This window comes from Kitasatospora sp. NPDC101176 (genome assembly GCF_044768035.1).
Taxonomy (GTDB): Bacteria; Actinomycetota; Actinomycetes; order Streptomycetales; family Streptomycetaceae; genus Kitasatospora.
This window is the reverse complement of the sequence record NZ_JBIWPA010000017.1, coordinates 1-17,154: the sequence shown is the minus strand read 5'-3', so window position 1 is coordinate 17,154 and position 17,154 is coordinate 1. Positions and strand designations below refer to the sequence as shown.

General features: G+C 74.2%; 15 protein-coding genes. 6 read left to right on the top strand and 9 right to left on the bottom strand.

Translation table 11 applies throughout. The annotated features are described in order from the left end of the window. Positions 1 to 444 precede the first annotated feature (444 nt). A complete protein-coding gene (locus ACIRS1_RS22550) occupies positions 445 to 648 on the top strand; it encodes a cold-shock protein (RefSeq protein ID WP_030060085.1) in 204 nt (67 codons plus the stop codon). 210 nt (positions 649 to 858) lie between these two features. Here ACIRS1_RS22550 and ACIRS1_RS22545 read toward each other — a convergent pair whose 3' ends face one another. Beyond that, positions 859 to 2,208: a dicarboxylate/amino acid:cation symporter gene (locus ACIRS1_RS22545; protein WP_402842637.1), complete on the bottom strand. Its 1,350-nt coding sequence runs from the start codon at positions 2,206 to 2,208 to the stop codon at positions 859 to 861. 423 nt (positions 2,209 to 2,631) lie between these two features. Between ACIRS1_RS22545 and ACIRS1_RS22540 the strand changes: the two genes are divergently transcribed. Further along, positions 2,632 to 3,840 (top strand): MFS transporter, encoded by a 1,209-nt coding sequence (locus ACIRS1_RS22540; protein WP_360212504.1) that lies wholly within the window; start codon positions 2,632 to 2,634, stop codon positions 3,838 to 3,840. Between the two features lie 249 nt (positions 3,841 to 4,089). On the opposite strand, the gene ACIRS1_RS22535 is transcribed toward ACIRS1_RS22540, so the two are convergent. The 4 genes from ACIRS1_RS22535 to ACIRS1_RS22520 form a co-directional block, all read right to left on the bottom strand. After that, positions 4,090 to 5,316, bottom strand: a complete 1,227-nt coding sequence (locus ACIRS1_RS22535) for a LacI family DNA-binding transcriptional regulator (protein ID WP_402842636.1) — start codon at positions 5,314 to 5,316, stop codon at positions 4,090 to 4,092. 29 nt (positions 5,317 to 5,345) lie between these two features. Then, positions 5,346 to 5,690, bottom strand: coding sequence for a DUF4229 domain-containing protein (locus tag ACIRS1_RS22530; RefSeq protein ID WP_360212508.1), 345 nt, complete (start codon positions 5,688 to 5,690; stop codon positions 5,346 to 5,348). 121 nt (positions 5,691 to 5,811) lie between these two features. After that, positions 5,812 to 6,339: a GNAT family N-acetyltransferase gene (locus tag ACIRS1_RS22525; RefSeq protein ID WP_402842633.1), complete on the bottom strand. Its 528-nt coding sequence runs from the start codon at positions 6,337 to 6,339 to the stop codon at positions 5,812 to 5,814. A gap of 205 nt (positions 6,340 to 6,544) precedes the next feature. After that, complete coding sequence (locus ACIRS1_RS22520) at positions 6,545 to 7,915, bottom strand: MFS transporter (RefSeq protein ID WP_402842630.1); 1,371 nt, start codon at positions 7,913 to 7,915, stop codon at positions 6,545 to 6,547. A 120-nt stretch (positions 7,916 to 8,035) separates the two neighbouring features. Here ACIRS1_RS22520 and ACIRS1_RS22515 point away from each other — a divergent pair, with 120 nt between their 5' ends. Further along, positions 8,036 to 9,007, top strand: a complete 972-nt coding sequence (locus ACIRS1_RS22515) for a GlxA family transcriptional regulator (RefSeq protein WP_387900848.1) — start codon at positions 8,036 to 8,038, stop codon at positions 9,005 to 9,007. Positions 9,008 to 9,516: 509 nt separating this feature from the next. Here the strand turns inward: ACIRS1_RS22515 and ACIRS1_RS22510 are convergent. Next, complete coding sequence (locus tag ACIRS1_RS22510) at positions 9,517 to 9,996, bottom strand: ATP-binding protein (protein WP_360212516.1); 480 nt, start codon at positions 9,994 to 9,996, stop codon at positions 9,517 to 9,519. A gap of 576 nt (positions 9,997 to 10,572) precedes the next feature. Between ACIRS1_RS22510 and ACIRS1_RS22505 the strand changes: the two genes are divergently transcribed. After that, entirely contained in the window at positions 10,573 to 11,247 is a 675-nt protein-coding gene (locus ACIRS1_RS22505; protein WP_402842625.1) for a sigma-70 family RNA polymerase sigma factor, read from the top strand. After that, positions 11,244 to 12,431, top strand: coding sequence for an MDMPI N domain containing protein (locus tag ACIRS1_RS22500; RefSeq protein WP_402842623.1), 1,188 nt, complete (start codon positions 11,244 to 11,246; stop codon positions 12,429 to 12,431). Before ACIRS1_RS22505 ends, ACIRS1_RS22500 begins: the two co-directional genes overlap by 4 nt. 87 nt (positions 12,432 to 12,518) lie before the next feature. On the opposite strand, the gene purU is transcribed toward ACIRS1_RS22500, so the two are convergent. Then, on the bottom strand, positions 12,519 to 13,385 hold the full coding sequence (gene purU / locus ACIRS1_RS22495; protein WP_387900844.1) for a formyltetrahydrofolate deformylase: 867 nt from the start codon (positions 13,383 to 13,385) through the stop codon (positions 12,519 to 12,521). A 188-nt stretch (positions 13,386 to 13,573) separates the two neighbouring features. After that, positions 13,574 to 14,089 carry a hypothetical protein gene (locus ACIRS1_RS22490; protein ID WP_402842620.1) on the bottom strand — a complete coding sequence of 172 codons (516 nt, stop codon included), beginning with the start codon at positions 14,087 to 14,089 and terminating at the stop codon, positions 13,574 to 13,576. Positions 14,090 to 14,262: 173 nt separating this feature from the next. Between ACIRS1_RS22490 and ACIRS1_RS22485 the strand changes: the two genes are divergently transcribed. After that, complete coding sequence (locus ACIRS1_RS22485) at positions 14,263 to 15,558, top strand: ABC transporter substrate-binding protein (RefSeq protein WP_360212524.1); 1,296 nt, start codon at positions 14,263 to 14,265, stop codon at positions 15,556 to 15,558. A 96-nt stretch (positions 15,559 to 15,654) separates the two neighbouring features. Here ACIRS1_RS22485 and ACIRS1_RS22480 read toward each other — a convergent pair whose 3' ends face one another. Further along, complete coding sequence (locus ACIRS1_RS22480) at positions 15,655 to 16,824, bottom strand: hypothetical protein (RefSeq protein ID WP_402842619.1); 1,170 nt, start codon at positions 16,822 to 16,824, stop codon at positions 15,655 to 15,657. Between the last annotated feature and the right edge of the window lie 330 nt (positions 16,825 to 17,154).

Below are 17,154 nucleotides of genomic sequence, written 5' to 3'. Positions count from 1 at the left end.
GCTGTTCGTGCGCTTCCCCGCAGCGTATGCCCGGTGTTCGGAATGGCTCGCACCGGCCACCCGACACGCCCGCGCCGACTCCGCCGCGGATGCCCCGCACGCCTGCGCGCGACCCGCCTCCCGACCCTCGCGGGGCGCCCGCGCCGCCTGCCCAACACCCCTGCGCCGCCCGCCCCGCGCCCTCGCGCGGGCCCTTACGACACGCGCCGTCCGGGCCGCAAGTCACCCCTGGTCGTCACAGCGACCGCATGCTAGCGTTGCCCTCAGTTGCAGTTTGATTCCCCTTGCAGTACTTGAAGCCTGCGGAGCATGTAACCGCAGGCTTTTTGTAGTTTTTCAGCAATATCGAAAAACTTCGGACTCGTCCGGAGGCAGGGCGATCAGCGCAGCGGACCGGGTGCCACACGGTGTGGCCCCCGATACGTCCCTCGCAAGGAGAACGGCATGGCCACGGGAACCGTCAAGTGGTTCAACGCTGAGAAGGGCTTCGGCTTCATCGCCCAGGAGGGCGGCGGCCCCGACGTCTTCGTCCACTACTCCGCCATCAACGCGAGCGGCTTCCGCTCGCTGGAGGAGAACCAGGCGGTGAGCTTTGACGTCACCCAGGGCCCGAAGGGCCCGCAGGCGGAGAACGTCACCGCTATCTGACCATCCTCTGATGTTCTGATCGCTCGGGACCCCACCGGGTCCGTCGGCGGCTCCCGACAGCCGTCACCATGAGCACAAGAGCAACACCCAAGGGGGCCCGCCCGACCGGCGGGCCCCCTGCCTCGTGCCCGGGAACCCCGGGGCGGCGTGCAGAAGGGCCCGCCCCCGCACCGTTCGGTGCGGGGGCGGGCCCTTCTGCACTGCGGAGGGTCAGACCGCGGCCGGAGCCGCCTCCTTGCCCGCCTGCGCCGGGATCACGGCCGCCGGGGCGGCGTCGTACAGGTCGCCCGACGGGTCGTTGTACGCGGCGACGTCGAGGATCTTCTCCCGCGCGGCGACCACGACCGGCACCAGCGCCTGGCCGGCGACGTTCGTCGCGGTGCGGACCATGTCGAGGATCGGGTCGATGGCGAGCAGCAGGCCGACGCCCTCCAGGGGCAGACCCAGGGTGGAGAGGGTGAGCGTCAGCATGACGATCGCACCGGTGAGGCCCGCGGTGGCGGCCGAGCCGACGACCGAGACGAAGGCGATCAGCACGTAGTCCTTGATGCCGAGGTCGATGTTGTAGACCTGGGCGACGAAGATCGCGGCGATCGACGGGTAGATCGCGGCGCAGCCGTCCATCTTGGTGGTGGCGCCGAACGGCACGGAGAAGGACGCGTACTCGCTCGGGACGCCGAGGCGCTCGGTGACCCTGCGGGTGACCGGCAGGGTGCCGACCGAGGAGCGCGAGACGAAAGCCAGCTGGATGGCGGGCCAGGCGCCCTTGAAGAAGTTCACCGGGTTGAGGCCGGCCGCGAACCGGAGCACCAGCGAGTAGACGACGAACAGCACCAGCGCGCAGCCGATGTAGACGTCCAGGGTCAGCGTGGCGAACGGCTTGAGCAGGTCCCAGCCGTACTTGGCGACGGACTTGCCGATCAGGCCGAGGGTGCCGAGCGGGGAGAGCCGGATGACCCACCACAGGGCGGTCTGGGTCAGCTCCAGCACGGACTCGCTGAGCTTGAGGACCGGCTCGGCCCGGCTGCCGAGCTTGATGATCGCGGCGCCGACCACGACCGCCATGAAGACGATCTGCAGGACGTTCACCTTGGCGAAGGCGTCGACGATGTTGGTCGGGAAGATCCCGGTCAGGAAGTCGATCCAGGTGCCCTTGGAGTCGAGCGCCTTCAGGCCCTCGGTCTTGAGGTCGGTGCCCCGGCCGGGGTTGGTCAGCAGACCGAGGCCCAGGCCGATGGCCACCGCGATCAGCGAGGTGATCATGAACCAGAGCAGGGTGCGGGTGGCCAGGCGGGCCGCGTTGGTGACGTTGCGCAGGTTGGCGACGCTCACCACGATCGCGGTGAACACCAGCGGCGGGACGGCCAGCTTGAGCAGCTGGACGAAGATCTTGCCGATCGTCTCCAGGGTGGTGGCCAGCCAGGAGATGTCGGCGGTCCGTGCCAGGTAGCCGAGGCCGGCGCCGAGCACGAGGCCGGCGACGATCTGCACCCAGAACGGGGTCTTTCGGATCTTGGTGAGCACGGACGGCGACGAGGTCGCCTCGGGCGCTGTGGACATGACGGTGCGGCTCCGGGGGAGGGCGTTGCTGACGGCGGGGCGGGGCGGGGAAGGCGGCACGGCGCGGGGCCGGACAGGAAGGTCACAGACCCCGGTCAGGGGCGTGCCGCCGACGTACAGCTCATGGCGCGACAACGGCGCGGGCTGTCCACAGCACCGGTCAGAGCGCACGGGCGGGCGGCGCCGGGCAGCGAGCCCAGGCCGTGCGTCCGCGGTGCGTCTGAGGTGGTCACGGCCGACACGTTAGCAGTAAAGGTTTGAGATGTTCAAAGTAGTTGTTTGAGGTTGCGGCGAGATCCGGACACGAACGAAGCTGACGCCCCATCAGTCAATGCCGACCGGCTCGATTGACCGCAGGCAGTTATACGTATAACTTTGACCTGTCCCCGCCCCCGCCTGCCCAGACCGGAGAAGAAGACGCCGATGGGCTACCTCGCCCTGCTCCGCGCCCCCCACGTCAGCCGCCTGCTCCTCGGCACGCTGCTCGGCCGCCTGCCCGCCGGCATGACCGCCCTGGTCATCGCCCTCGCCCTGCGCGAGGCCGGCACGCCCTACGGGCGGATCGGGCTGGCCACCGCCGCGTACGCGATCGCCGCCGCGGTCGGCGGGCCGGTGCTCGGACGCGTCGTGGACCGCACCGGGCAGCCGCGCGTCCTGCTCGCCTCCGCGGTCGTCGCCGGCGGCGGCTACGCCCTGCTCGCCCTCGCCCCCGGCTCCGCCCTCGCCGCCCCGCTGGGCGCCGCGATCGCCGGACTCGCCATGCCCCCGCTCGAACCCTGCCTGCGCTCGCTCTGGCCGGAGGTGGTGGAGGAGGAGCAGCTCGACACCGCCTACGCCTTCGACTCCGCCTCCCAGCAGATCCTCTACGTGGCCGGCCCGCTGGCCGTCGCCGGCATCGCCGGGCTGTTCAGCCCGGTCGCCGCGCTCTGGGTGGCCGCCGGCCTGGGCCTGGCCGGCGCGCTGATCGTCTCCACCACCGCCCCCGCCCGGGCCTGGCGCGCCCCGGCCCGGGAGCACTCCGCCGGCCTGCTCGGGCCGCTGCGCTCCCCCGGCCTGGTGCTGCTGCTGGTCGGACTGGCCGGCGCCGGCTGGGCGGTCGGCGCGCAGAACGTGCTGTTCATCGCGTACGCGGAGCACCACGCCGGCGAGCTGCCCGGCGGGGCCGGCACCCTGCTGGCACTGGCCGCGCTCGGCGGCCTGCTCGGCGCGCTCGCCTACGGCGCGGTGCGGTGGCGCAGCAGCACCGCCACCCGCACTTGGGTGATGGCGCTCGCCATGGCCGCCTCCTACCTCCCGCTGGTGCTGCTGCCCGGGCCGTACCCGATGGCCGCATTGGCCTTCCTGTCCGGGATCGTGCTGGCCCCCCTGCTGGCGGCGGCGTTCGTACTGGTCGCCGAGCTGGCGCCGACCGGGACGGTCACCGAGGCGTTCGCCTGGCTGGTGACGCTATTCGCCACCGGCAACTCGCTCGGCTACGCGGTGGCCGGGCACCTCGCCGAGGACTCGCTGCGCCCGGTGGCGCTGTGCGCGGCCGGCGGGATCGCGCTCGGCGGCCTGCTGCTGTTCGGCGCCCGGCGCTGGTTCCACCCGGCACCGGTCGCGCCGCTGGCGCAGCCGGTGCCGGTGGGCTGAGGCGCCCCTGTAGACGACCGCGCCCACCGGGGTCTGGCCGGTGGGCGCGGTCCTTTCCACTCCCCTGCGGTCGTCCCCGGCCGCCGTGCGCTCCGATCAGCGGGCGGACTCCACACCGGGGTCCACGCCGGGGCCCACGCCGGGATTCCACGCCGAGGTCCACGTGGCGGTCCGCCCGGGACACGCCGGAGCCCACGTCGCAGTCCACGTAGCGGTCCGCCCGGGATCACGCCGGGCCCCTCCCGGGAGTCAGCCGTGGGCCGGCGCCGTGGAGGAGCGCAGCACCAGCGAGGTGGCCAGCGGCTCGACCGGCGCCACCCGCTCCCCGCGCAGCAGGCCGGCCAGCGCCGCCACCCCCACCCGGCCCAGCTCTTCGCCGGGCAGGTCCACGGTGGTCAGCGGCGGGGCGAGCAGCGCCGCCACCGGAACGTTGTCCATGCCCACCACCGACAGGTCCCCGGGCACCCGCAGCCCCCGCTCGGCGGCGGCCTGGTAGACCCCGGAGGCGACGACGTCGTCGTCGCAGACCACCGCGCGCGGGTGGTCCGCGCGCTCCAGCAGGCGGTGCGCCACACTCCGCGCGGCCGGCTGCCCCTCGTTCAGGCTGACCCCCAACTCGACCACGTCCAGGTCGAGTTCGCGAACGGCCTGCTCGAAAGCGGCCTGCCGGACCCGGAAGGTGTACGCGGAGTGGGTGGAGCGCAGCCGCCCGATCCGGCGGTGGCCGAGCGCGGCCAGGTGCTCGACGGCGGCGCGCATGCCGCCCGCGACGTCGAGCTCGACGGTCGGCCGGGCGCGGTCGGTGCCCGGGTCGGCGTCCAGGAAGACGGCGGGGGTGTCGGCGGGGAGCTCACCGAGCTGGCTGTCGTCCGGGGAGCAGATCAGCAGGCCGTCGAAGCGGCTGGTGGTGGCGGCCTCCGCGAGGGTGGCGCTCCCCCAGCCGGAGCTGACCACCACCGCCAGGCCGTGCCGGCCGGCCTCCTCGTGGACGCCCTCCAGCACCCGGCCGAAGAACGGGCCGAGGATGTTCGGCACCGCCAGCAGGATCATCCCGCTGCGGCCCAGGCGCAGCTGACGGCCGGCCGCCTGCGGGCGGTAGCCGAGGCTGCGGGCGGCCTCCCGGACCCGCTCCCGGGTGGCGTCGGAGACCCGGCGACCGGCCTCGGCACCGGAGAACACCAGCGAGACGGTGGCCTGCGAGACACCGGCGAGCCTGGCCACGTCGCGGCCGGTGGGCCGCCGGACCGGGGCCGGCCAGGTCCCGGTGGCGCCGCTGCCCGGCGGCTCGGCCGACGACCCGGCGGCCGGAACGGCACGGGAGTCGGCGGACGGCTCTGCGGACGGCACGGCCGGAACGGCGGAGGTGTCGGTGGACGGCCCGGCAGGGGTGTCGCCGGACGCGGCGGAGGACGGCTCGGGCGGAACGGCCCCGGAACCGGAGGTGGAACCCGAACCGGAGGTGGCGGAGGCGGGCACGAGGGCTGCGGTCGCTGGTCCGGCCGGGGTCAGCTCTGCCCGGCGGCGGCCGCGCGGGCGGCGTCGTCGGCGGCGTCCTCTTCGGCGTTCTGCGCGGCGATCCGCTCGGCGGTGCGGCTGCGCAGGCCCTCGACCTTGCCGCTGATCTGGCTGGACATCTCGTCGCGCTGGCGGCTCAGCAGCACGTAGCTCAGCGGCGCGGAGGCGACCGCGGCCAGCAGGAACAGGAAGACCACGCCGGCCTGGCCGCTGACCGGGATGATCCCGAAGTGCCCGAGCAGCAGCGAGACCAGCAGGCAGCCGAGGAAGATGCTGACCCGCAGGGAGGTGTAGCGGAGCGTGGCGTGCGACTTCTCCTGGCCGGTGCTGCTCACGGGAACACGTCCTTTTCACTGGTCTGGGCGGGGGCCGGTCTCCCAGTGAAGCATGCCTGACGGGCGGCGCGGGGCCGGGGGCGTCCGCGCCCCGCCCGCCGCCGCCCGCCGTCGGCCCGGATCACCGCAGGTCGAGCCAGAGGGTGATGTCGTCGCGGTCGTCCCCGGGGGCGACCCTGATCGCGGCCGGCACCCGGCCGACCTCCCGGTAGCCGCTGCGGGCGTAGAAGCCCTCCAGGCCCTGGCCGCCGCGCGCGGTGAGCCGCAGCGACTGCAGGCCCCACCGGCGGGCCACCCGCTCGGCCTCGGCCAGCAGCTCGGCGCCGTAACCGCGGCCCTGGAAGTCGGGGTGCACCATGACCCGCTTGAGCATCCGCCAGTGCTCCATGAGCTCGAAGCGCATCGACTCGAAGAAGAGCACGCCCACCAGCCGGCCGGTACCGCTCTCGTGGGCGACCAGCATCCGGTCCGGGCCGTCCGGCCGCACCCCGGCGAACTGCTGCTCGGCGGTGTCCCAGACCTCCTCCTCGGTGACCGGCGCCACGAAGCCGACCGCTCCGCCGGAATTGGTGACGTCCGTCCACAGCCGGACGACGGCGGTGCGCAGGTCGGGGTCGAGCTTCGGGTCCACGGTGAAGATGAGCGCCATGGTTGCGGAGCCTAGCGGTCCGCTCCGGAGTGGCGGTGGACGGCCTCGGGACAGCGCCGGGGCGGCGGTGGACGGCCTCGGGACAGAGCCGGAGTGGCGGTGGACGGCCTCAGGACAGCGCCGGGGCGGCGGTGGACGGCCTCAGGACAGCGCCGGGGCGGCGGTGGACGGCCTCAGGACAGCGCCGGGGCGGCGGTGGACGGCCTCAGGACAGCGCCGGAGCCGGCCGCGCGGTCGTCCGCCCTCCGCGCAGGGCCAGGCAGAGCCCGACCGCGATCGCGCACAGCGCACCGGCGCCGTACCAGGTCAGGTCGTAGTTCCCGAGCGCGTCGCGGGCCAGGCCCGCCAGGCCGGCCACCACGGCGGCGCCGATCTGGTGGCTGGCCAGCACCCAGCCGAAGACGATCGGGGCGTCCTCGCCGAAGTGCCGGCGGCACAGCGCGACGGTCGGCGGGACGGTGGCGACCCAGTCCAGTCCGTAGAAGACGACGAAGGCGAGGATCGGCGGCTCCAGCGAGCCCGCGAACAGCTGCGGCAGCAGGAGCAGCGAGAGCCCGCGCAGTCCGTAGTAGACGACCAGCAGCAGCCGGGAGTCGACCCGGTCGGTGAGCCAACCGCTGAACACGGTGCCGGCCACGTCGAAGACGCCGATCAGGGCGAGCAGACTCGCCGCGGTGGTGACCGGCATGCCGTGGTCGTGGGCGGCCGGGATGAAGTGGGTGCCGACAAGGCCGGCGGTGGTGGCACCGCAGATCGCGAAGGAGCCTGCCAGCAGCCAGAACGCCCGGCTGCGCGCGGCCTCCCGCAGCACCCGCAGCGTGCGGACCAGGGCGCGGCCGTCGGCAGCGGTCGCCGTCGCGGTCCCCTCCGAGCCGTCGGCGGCCGGGGAGGGGAGTTCCCCGGTCTCCCCGTACGGCAGCAGGCCGAGGTCGGCCGGGCGTTCGCGCATCAGCAGCAGCACCGGGACGGCGACCGCACTGGCCGCGAGCGAGACCACGATCACCGCCGAGCGCCAGCCGTGCTGCTCGACCAGCCAGGCGCCGACCGGCAGGAAGACCAGGTTGCCGGCCGCCCCGGCGGCGGTCAGCACGCCGGTGACCAGGCCCTGCCGGGCGCGGAACCAGCGACCGGTGATCGTGGTGGCGAAGGCGCCGGCCATCGAGCCGCTGCCCAGGCCCACCAGGACGCCCCAGCAGAGCACGAGTTGCCAGGGCTCGCGCATCAGCATGGTGAGCCCGGAGCCGACCGAGATGGTCAGCAGCGCGCAGACCACCACCAGGCGGACGCCGAAGCGGTCCATCAGGGCGGCGGCGAACGGGGCGGTGAGGCCGTAGAGGGTCAGGTTCACGGAGGTGGCGCTGGATATCGTCGCGACCGACCAGCCGAACTCGTTGTGCAGGGCGTCCATCATCAGGCTGGGCGTGGACCGGAAGCCGGCCGAGCCGAGCAGGACCAGCAGCGAGACGCCGGCCACCACCCAGGCGTAGTGCACCCGGAAGCGGGTGGGGCGGGCGGGGTCGGACGGGCCCCCGGGGGCGGGGGCGGGCGTGGGGGCGAGGACGTTGCGTTCGGTCACGCGGACGAGTGTCCCGAAGCCGCGGGGCCCACACGAGTGGCCTGAATGACAGGTTTCGCAAGAATCGGGCCACGGCCCAGCGTACGCTGGCCCGACCACCACGGCACCGGAGGGAACGGCATGGCGCACCTGGTCGCGGTACTCGCCCTGGACGGCGTGATCGCCTTCGAACTCGGCATCCCCGCTCGCATCTTCGGCGGCGCCAGGGACCCGCTCGGGCAGCCGCTCTACCAGGTCGCCACCTGCACCCTGGACGGCGGTCCGATCGCCACCAGTGCGGACTTCCGGATCGCCGTCGACCACGGCCCGGAGCTGCTGGAACGGGCCGACACCGTGGTGGTCCCGGCCTCCGCCGACTCCAGCCCGGCCACCGTCGACGCCGCCTTCACCCCCGCACTCGCCGCCGCGCTGGCCCGGATCCGGCCCGGCACCCGGCTGATGTCGATCTGCACCGGCTCCTTCCTGCTGGCCGCCGCCGGGCTGCTGGACGGCCGGCCGGCCACCACCCACTGGCGCTACACCCGACGCTTCGCCGAGCTGTTCCCGCAGGTGCTGCTCGACCCCGACGTCCTGTACACGGACGACGGCGACGTCCTCACCTCCGGCGGGGTGGCCGCCGGGGTCGACCTGTGCCTGCACGTGGTCCGCCGCGACCACGGCAGCGCGGTGGCCAACGCGGTGGCCCGCAACTGCCTGGTGCCGCCGTGGCGCGAGGGCGGCCAGAAGCAGTACGTGGAGGCGCCGAGTCCGCTGGAGTCGACCGGCCAGGGCACCGCCGCGGTGCGCGCCTGGGCGCTGGAGCGGCTGGACCAGCCGCTGGCCCTGAGCCGGCTCGCCGACCGGGCCGGCATGAGCGTGCGGACCTTCACCCGACGCTTCCGCGAGGAGACCGGCTCCAGCCCCGGCCAGTGGCTCACCGTGCAGCGCACCGAGCGGGCCCGGCAGTTGCTGGAGCGCACCGACCTGACCGTCGACCAGATCGCCAGGGAGTCCGGATTCGGCACCGCCGCCTCCCTCCGGCTCCAGTTGCGCGGGCGCCTGGACGTCGCGCCGAGCGCGTACCGGCGGACCTTCCGCGCCGTTCCGGAGTGACGCGCGGCTCCGGAGCGCCGCGCCGTTCCGGAGTGACGCGCGGTACCCCTGCGGTCGGTGGGCCGGGTGTGGTCCGGGTGGCCGGAAAGCGCCGTAGTACCACGGCGGATCGGATGGCGGCCGACCGTGCTCACCCCGAGCGCGGCACGGCAGACCGCCATCCGATCGCGACGCACGGGCCCTGAACCCGCGTCGTGCTCCCCGCACTCGCCAAGGACAGCCCGCGGCCGACGTTCCACGGCCCCCCTGCTGGCGCGGTCCCCCTGGACAACAGCACCGTGGCGGCGTTCGGGCTTCCCTCGACGTCCCCTCGCAACGAAGAGCTGCACCCAAGCGTGATCAGTCGGATACGTCACGTCAATGGGTAGTCCGAAATTCGGAATGGTTGCGTCAACTTTCAGCCGGTGATCTCCGGCGGCGCATCAACGGCGCACACCGGCGCCCCGGTTCACCACCGCTGCCACCGCCACCGCCACCGCCACCGCCACCGCCACCGCCACCGCCCACGGCTACTGCGCCAGCGCCGCCCAGTCCACGCCGGCCATCGGGTCCACCGGCCGGGCGTCCGCGCCGATCTCGCACCACACCCGCTTGCCCGAGCCGTCCGGGTACCAGCCCCAGCGCTCGCAGAGCAGCTCCACCAGCTCCAGGCCGCGCCCGTTGGTGGCGTCCTCGTCCGCGCCCGCGTGCCGCGGCGCCGGGGCGGTCCGACTCGCGTCGGCCACCTCCACCCGGAGCGGACAGAGCGGGGCCTCGGGGGTGCCGGCCGGACCGTCCTCCACCGGCAGGCAGAGCCGCAGCACGGCCGGACTCCCGGTGTGCACCACGGCGTTGGTCACCAGCTCGGAGACCACCAGCACCACCGTCTCGGCGATCGGCGCGTCCGGGTCGACGCCGTGGTTCAGCAGCCGCGAGCGCACCCACCGGCGGGCCCGGCCGACCTCTGCGGGGTCCGCCTGCACGGCCAGCTGTACCTGAAGAACCTGCACCGCTCCACCACCTGCACTCGCAGTTCGGCCATCGTCCCGATCGGGCCGGATCATCCAGCCGGCGGGCCTCGCACGTCGCCCGGAGCCGGCCGGGCCCACCCGGGCTCCCGCCCGGCGCTCACCCGATCCGTCCGCCCGCGCCACCTCGTCCGTCGCGCACTGGCCGCGACTCGAATACGCCTCAGGATGGTTGGGCGGACGGGCCGCAGCAAGCGCTTCGGGCATATTCCAGCGATCGGGGGACAGCGCGGTGCATACTGTCCCGTTCACTCTCGCGAGCCTCGTACCGGCACTCGGCCGACCCGGGCCGACCCGCCGGTCCCGCAGTGGCGAACCTACCGCCGCACGCCCCTCGCGCCCGGCCCGCCACTCGCGAACCACCCGTGCGACATATGTCCACCGGTGCTCGAACAGCGGCTCCGGCGGAACGTCCGACGGACCGTCCCACCAGCCGACCGTCCCACCATGTGACGATCCGCGAGCCCTGGTTCCGTTCTTCGGGGAATCCTCCCACCGCCGAGCGGCCGCAAGATACCGTTGGGTAAGCCAGCGGACCCGGCAGGAGGGTGGTTCCCGATGGCCACCCCCGACCGCGCACCGCGCTGGGACGAACAGCTCCAGCACCGCCTCGCCCGCGGCGAGGAGACCGCGCTCGGCGAACTCTACGACCAGCTCGCGCCGATGGTGCACGGCCTGGCCGGGCGGATACTCGCCGACGAGACCGCCGCCGCCCAGCTCACCCGGGAGATATTCGCCCACGTCTGGGAGCACCCGGAGGACTTCGACCCGGCCCGGGGCTCACTGCGCTCCTGGCTCGGCACGCTCACCCACCGCCGGGCGGTCGACCGGCTGCGGCTGCGCCGGGCCGCCGAGTACGGCCACGCCGGCGAACCCGACCGCGGCGCGGCCGAGGCCGAGATCCGCGCCGTGTCCACCGCCGCGCGGGTGCGCTACGTGGTGGACGCCCTGCCCCAACCCCTGCGTGAGACCATCACGGTGACGTACTACGACGGCCGCACCTACCAGGAGACGGCCCGCCTGCTCGGCATCACCGAGCAGGCCGCCAAGCAGCGGATGCGGCTCGGACTGTCGCTGCTGGCCACCGAACTGGCCGACGAACGCGCCCGCCAGGACGAGGACCACGGCCACCGGGACGGGCGGCCCGCCGGGCCCGCCGGGCCTGACGAGGCGGACGAGGCGGACGGCCACCGGGACGGCCCCGGCGACGAGCACGGGAACGGGGGCGCATGAGCACCGGGGACCGGCACGACGACCTGCGCTCGCTGCTCGGGGCCTGGGCCCTCGGTGCCTGCCAGGGCCACGAGTCCGCCGAGCTGGAGCAGCACCTGCCCGGCTGCGCGGACTGCGCCGACGAGGCCGCCCGGCTGAGCGAGGCGGCCGGCTGGCTCGCCCTCGACGAGCCGCTGGACCAGCCCGGACCGCTGCGCCAGCAGGTGCTCGACTGGTGCCTGGCCCGCCGCCCGGCCGAACTGCCCGTTCCCGTCTGGGGCATGCCCTACGGCGCGGAGACCGCCAAGCTCGACGCGCTGCTGCGCGACCTCGGCCCGGAGGAGTGGCAGGAGGTGGCCGAACTGCCCTGGCACGGCGGCGTCGAGCGGCTGCGCCCGGCCGAGGTCCTCGGCCACCTCGCCGCCGTGGACGGCTGGCTGGCGCTGGCCCTCGGCCTGCCCGACCCGGTGCCCGCCGCCCCGGGCACCGCGACGCCCCCGGCCGAACGGCGGGTGCCGCCGCAGGAGGCGGTCGCACCGCCGCCCAGGGTCCCGCCGCAGGGCGGCCGGTTCGCCGGGGTGACCGGGCGCACCGCCCGGCTGATCGCCGAGCAGGCCGACCTCCCGCCGCAGTCGGTGCGCGCCCGGTGGCGGCGGCAGACCCACGAGCTGGTGCGCACCGCCGCGCTCGCCCCGCAGGGCAACACCCCCGTCGACTACGGCTTCGCCGTCCTGCCGCTGCGCGACGCCTTCCTCGACCGTGCCTTCGAGTGCTACGTGCACGGCGAGGACGTGGCCCGCGCGGTCGCCTACCCGTACGAGCCGCCCGCACCCCAGCACCTGCGGCAGCTGGTGGACCTGGCGGTGCGGATGCTCCCGCAGGCCCTGGCCGGTCTGCGCGCCGCCCGACCCGCCGCGGCGGCCGCCGGGGCACCGGCCGGCACGAGCGGCCCGGAGCGGGGCGGCCGCCGGCTGCGCCTGGTGGTCGACGGCCCGGCGGCCGGCGAGTGGCTCATACCCCTGGACGGTCCGGAGGCGGGGCCGCCCAGCGGCGAGCCGGTGGCCTCGATGGTGCTGGACGGCCTGGAGCTCTGCCAGCTCGCCGCCGCGCACCGCGACCCGGACCGGCTTCCGGTCGGCGAGCACGGCGACCGGGCCGCGATCCGCGAGGTGCTGCACGCCCTCCCGCTGCTCTCCCGGCCGTAGCGCCGGGCCGCGGCCGGCGCGAGCGGCCGCGGCGGCAGGCCCGTGGGCCGGCCGCCGGCCAGGACCCTGGGCCCCTGGCCCCGGTGCCTAGGCGAAGACCACCGTGCGGGTGCCGTTGAGCAGCACCCGGTGCTCGCTGTGCCACTTCACCGCGCGGGCCAGCGCCTGGCACTCGACGTCCCGGCCGAGCGCGACCAGCTGGTCCGGGGTGGTGTCGTGGGTCACCCGGGCCACCTCCTGCTCGATGATCGGGCCCTCGTCGAGGTCGGCGGTGACGTAGTGGGCGGTGGCGCCGATCAGCTTCACGCCGCGGGCGTGCGCCTGGTGGTAGGGCTTGGCGCCCTTGAAGCTCGGCAGGAAGGAGTGGTGGATGTTGATCACCCGGCCGGACAGCGCGGTGCACAGCTGGTCCGAGAGCACCTGCATGTAGCGGGCGAGCACGACCAGCTCGACGTCCTCCTTGGCGACCAGGTCCAGCAGCTGCTGCTCGGCCTCGGCCTTGGTGTCCCGGGTGACCGGGATGTGGTGGAACGGGACGCCGTAGCTCTCGGTCAGGTCGCGCAGGTCGGTGTGGTTGGAGACGACCGCCGCGATCTCCACCGGCAGGGCGCCGATCCGGGTGCGGTACAGCAGGTCGTTCAGGCAGTGGCCGAACTTGCTGACCATGAGGACGATCCGCATCCGCTGCTCGGTCGGGTGGATCTGCCAGTCCATCCCGAACGAGGCGCCGATCGCGGCGAAGCTGGCCCGCAGCTTGTCCGCGGTGACCGGCTCGACGGCGGAGAAGTGCACCCGCATGAAGAACAGCCCGCTGTCGCCGTCCCCGAACTGCTGGCTGTCGATGATGTTGCAGCCGGTCATGAAGAGGTAGCTGGAGACGGCGTGGACGATGCCCTGCTTGTCGGGGCAGGACAGCGTGAGGACGTACTGGGCGCTGGCCGGCTGCTGGTCCACTGGGGGTATCCCGTCCTGAGGTCGTGGCGTGCGTGGGTGGTCCAGCGTGTCACATCCTGGACACTCGCCGCCCCGCTGCCCGTACTGCGGGACGGCCCTGCTCAGGAGCCCGGTCGCGGCGCCGCGACGGCGCGGCCCGCCCACGGCGCCGCCACGGCCCGACACCGCCCCGGGCTGCGGCCCGGGGCTCAGACCTGGGTGAGGATGCGCAGCACGTCCAGCGACTTGGGCGCCGCGTCCGGGTCGTCCCCGTCGTTGGACGCCAGCACGACGTGCGCCTCGCGGGCCGCCCGGACCGCCTCCGGCCAGCCGGGGTGCCCGAGGTAGGCGGAGGCCGGGGCGTCCGCGCCGACCTCGTGCAGCAGGTGGACCACCCTCAGCACCGCGACGTCGACCAGGGCCGCCTCGGTGGCGTCGCGGAAGATCGTCCCCACGTACTTCCCGGCCGACCAGCGGTCCAGCCAGGTGTCCTCGACCAGCCGGTAGACGGCGTCGGTCACGTCCCCGTAGCCGACCCGGCCGGTCAGCCAGGTCTCGTGCTGGAACCCGGGGTCGGACAGCATGTGCAGCGCCGAGCGGAGTCGGGCTCGCCAGCGCCACCAGGGCAGGTCGTTGAGCGGCATGCCGCCCATGCTGCTGGAGCGGTGGCCCGGACGAGAAGGGTTTCGGGCGGACCGGTGCGAAGAATCTGTGCTGGCGGACATGGAGAACGATCGTACGTTCCCGGTCCGTTCGTGCTCCACTCGCGATCTACACGCGTACCCGTCCGGATTTCAGCCCCCGTTTGCCGACTGTTCGCACTTCGGCCCTCTCGACGTGTGGCACCGGCGTTTGGCTGGATCCGGTGCGCCGGATGGCGCCCAGAGAGGGAAGACCGATGACCAGCCGAAGGGACGCGTTCCAGGCCCGGCACCACGCCTCGAGACGACGCCGCCCGATCGCCGCGGCAGCCGCCGCGGCCGCCCTGATCCCCACCCTCTTCTCGGCCTCCGCGTGCGGCGGACCGGCCGACGCCTCCACCAACGGCGGCGACCTCACCGTGATGACCTGGGCCCCGTCCGGCACCGGGTCCGCCGACCGCCCGGGCATGACCGCGCTCGCCGAGGCGGTCGGCCAGGACGTCAACCTCAAGGGCGGGTTAAACGGCCGCCGCCTGAAGGTGATCACCTGCAACGAGCACAACACCGCGGACGGTGCCCGGGCCTGCGCCCAGCAGGCGGTGGACGCCAAGGCCGTCGCCGTGCTCGGCTCCTACAGCCAGTGGGGCGACGCCTTCATGCCGACGCTGGAGCGCGCCGGCATCCCGCTGATCGGCGGCTACGGCCTCTCCCAGCCGGAGTTCAGCAGCCCGCTGTCGTACCCGGTGGACGGCGGCATGCCCGCCCTGATCGGCGGCAGCGGCCGCCAGCTGGTCGAGGCCGGCTGCAAGGCCGTCTCGCTGGTGCGCCCCGACACCCCGGCCGGCGACAACCTGCTCGGCTACCTGGCCAACGCGCTCAAGCCGGCCGGGATCAAGCTGCTCGACGTCAAGGCGCCCGAGCAGTCCACCGACTACACCGCGGTGGCCCGCAAGGCGATCGGCCGCGACGAGTCCGGGAACTGCATCACCAGTGCCCTCGCCGCCGAGCCCACCGGCAACCTGCTGGACTCCTACCGCCGGCTGAACCCGAAGAACACCAGGATCGCCTCGGTGATCGGCAGCGTGCAGCAGTCGGTGGTCGACTCCACCGGCGGCGACTCCGGCCCGCTGGCCGGCGCGTACGTCACCAGCTGGTACCCGCCGGAGTCGGCCAAGACCTGGGACGGGCTGCGCGCGGTGGTGCGCGCCGACACCACCGGCGGCCGCACCATCGACGTCTCCGACCCCGGGGTGGAGACCACCTGGGTCGCGTACGAGGTGTTCCGCATGGTCGTCGAGAAGCTCACGGCCGCCGGCAAGCAGGTCACCGAGAAGACCATCACCGCGCTGCTGGACAGCGGCGAGGGGATCGACGTCGGTCTGACCCCGCCGCTGAACTGGGGAACCACCAACATGCTGCCCAGCACCGAGTCCCCGAGGCTGGTGAACACCTGGGTCACCTACCAGGTGGTCAAGGGCGGCCGGATGACCCTGCAGCAGCCGGGCTTCGTGGACGTCCGCTGGGTGCTCACCGGGGGCAGGCCCCCGGCCTGACCGGCACACGGGGGCGGGCTCCGGCCCGCCCCTGCGCCGTCCGACCCCGCGCCGTCCGACCCCGCGCCGTCCCGCCCGGCCCGTCCGTCCGGGTCCTCAGAGGTCGCCGTCGCCGCGGCTGGGCAGCCCGGTCTGGACGGCGATCGCGTTCCACAGCGCCGAGGCCTGCTTCTTCGCGGTGGTCGCCGTGCCGCTGGCCTGCACGGCGTTCTTGTAGTGCTGGTTGTCCTGCTTCTTCGGGTCGCAGGCGCCCGGGGCCTGGGAGTCGCCGGCCCAGGCCGCGTACTCGTCGTCGGCCTGCGCCGATGCCGTCCAGGCCGCGTTGAGCTGGTCGACCAGCTGCTGGCCGCCGGGCAGCTTGTCCGTCTTCAGCTGGCCGAGCTTCGTCTGCAGCTCGCGCCGCTTGCCGGCCGCGCCGCTGAGCGCCTGCTGCGACTCGGGCAGCTTGTCGCACTTCTGCACCGAGGAGACCGCGCCGACCACCGCCGAACGGCTGTCGCTCGCCGTGCCCAGCAGGTCCGACAGCGGCTGCGCCTGGGCCTTGACGTCCGGGTCGACGGCCGCGCCCGAGCCGCTGGCGCTCGCCGTGCCGGGTGCGGTGCTGCCGGTGGCGGCCACCGTGCCGGTCTTCTTGTCGCCGCCGGAGGCGGTGTCGTCCCCGTTCATCAGGACCGCGACCAGCACGCCGGCCGCCGCGAGGCCCGCCAGCACACCGCCGATGACCAGCTTGTTGGAGGGGCGGCCGCCGCGGGCCTGCCTCGCCGGGGCCGCCGACGGCACCGCCTGGGTGGCCTCGAAGCCCTGCCCGTAGCCCTGGTCCTGGTAGGCCGGTGCGGCCTGCTGCGGCACGACCTGCTGGCCCGCCGGCGGGTAGCCGTACCCGCCCGGGGCGGGCTGGTGCTGCTGCGGGTAGCCGGGCTGGGCCTGCTGAGCCGGGTAGCCGCCGCCCCGCGGGTCCGCGACCGGGTACGGCGGGAGGTGCTGCGTCTCCGGCGCGTGGTCCTGCTGCGGGACGCCGTAGCCGGGCTGCGGCGCACCGGCCCACGGGGGCTGCTGGGCCGGCATGGCCTGGGTCGGCAGCGCGTGCGCGCCGTCGCCGAGGTACTCCGGCTGCCCGGAGGGCTGGCCCACCGGCGGCACCGGCGCCTGGTTCTGCGGGTGGCCAGGCTGGCCCGGCTGCCCCTGGGGCTGCTGGCCGGGCTCGGGGCGGAACAGGTCGTCCAGGTTGAAGTCACCCGAGTTCGGGTACGAGCGGCGCTGGCTCAACGCGATTCCTCACCTGTGCACGACCGCGCGCTGACGGCGGACCACATCTCGTCGGTTCTTGGGAGCATCACAGTTCCTTGGACGTCACGCCCACGCTACCGGTTCGCCGAACCGGGTGGCCACGCGGGCGGGACATCCCTCACACACTCCCCTCACAGCCCCCGGACCGGGGCTCAGAGCCTCGCCGGACGGCCCCTGGGCCGCCTCCGCGCCCACCGGCTGCTCCTCCCCTAGGCGCAATGCCAGTGACTTTGGCGCTGTCGTCTCGTTGATTGGGGTATGGCGAGGGTGGGGCAGGTCAAGTCGTCTGCGGGTGAGCGGATATCGGAC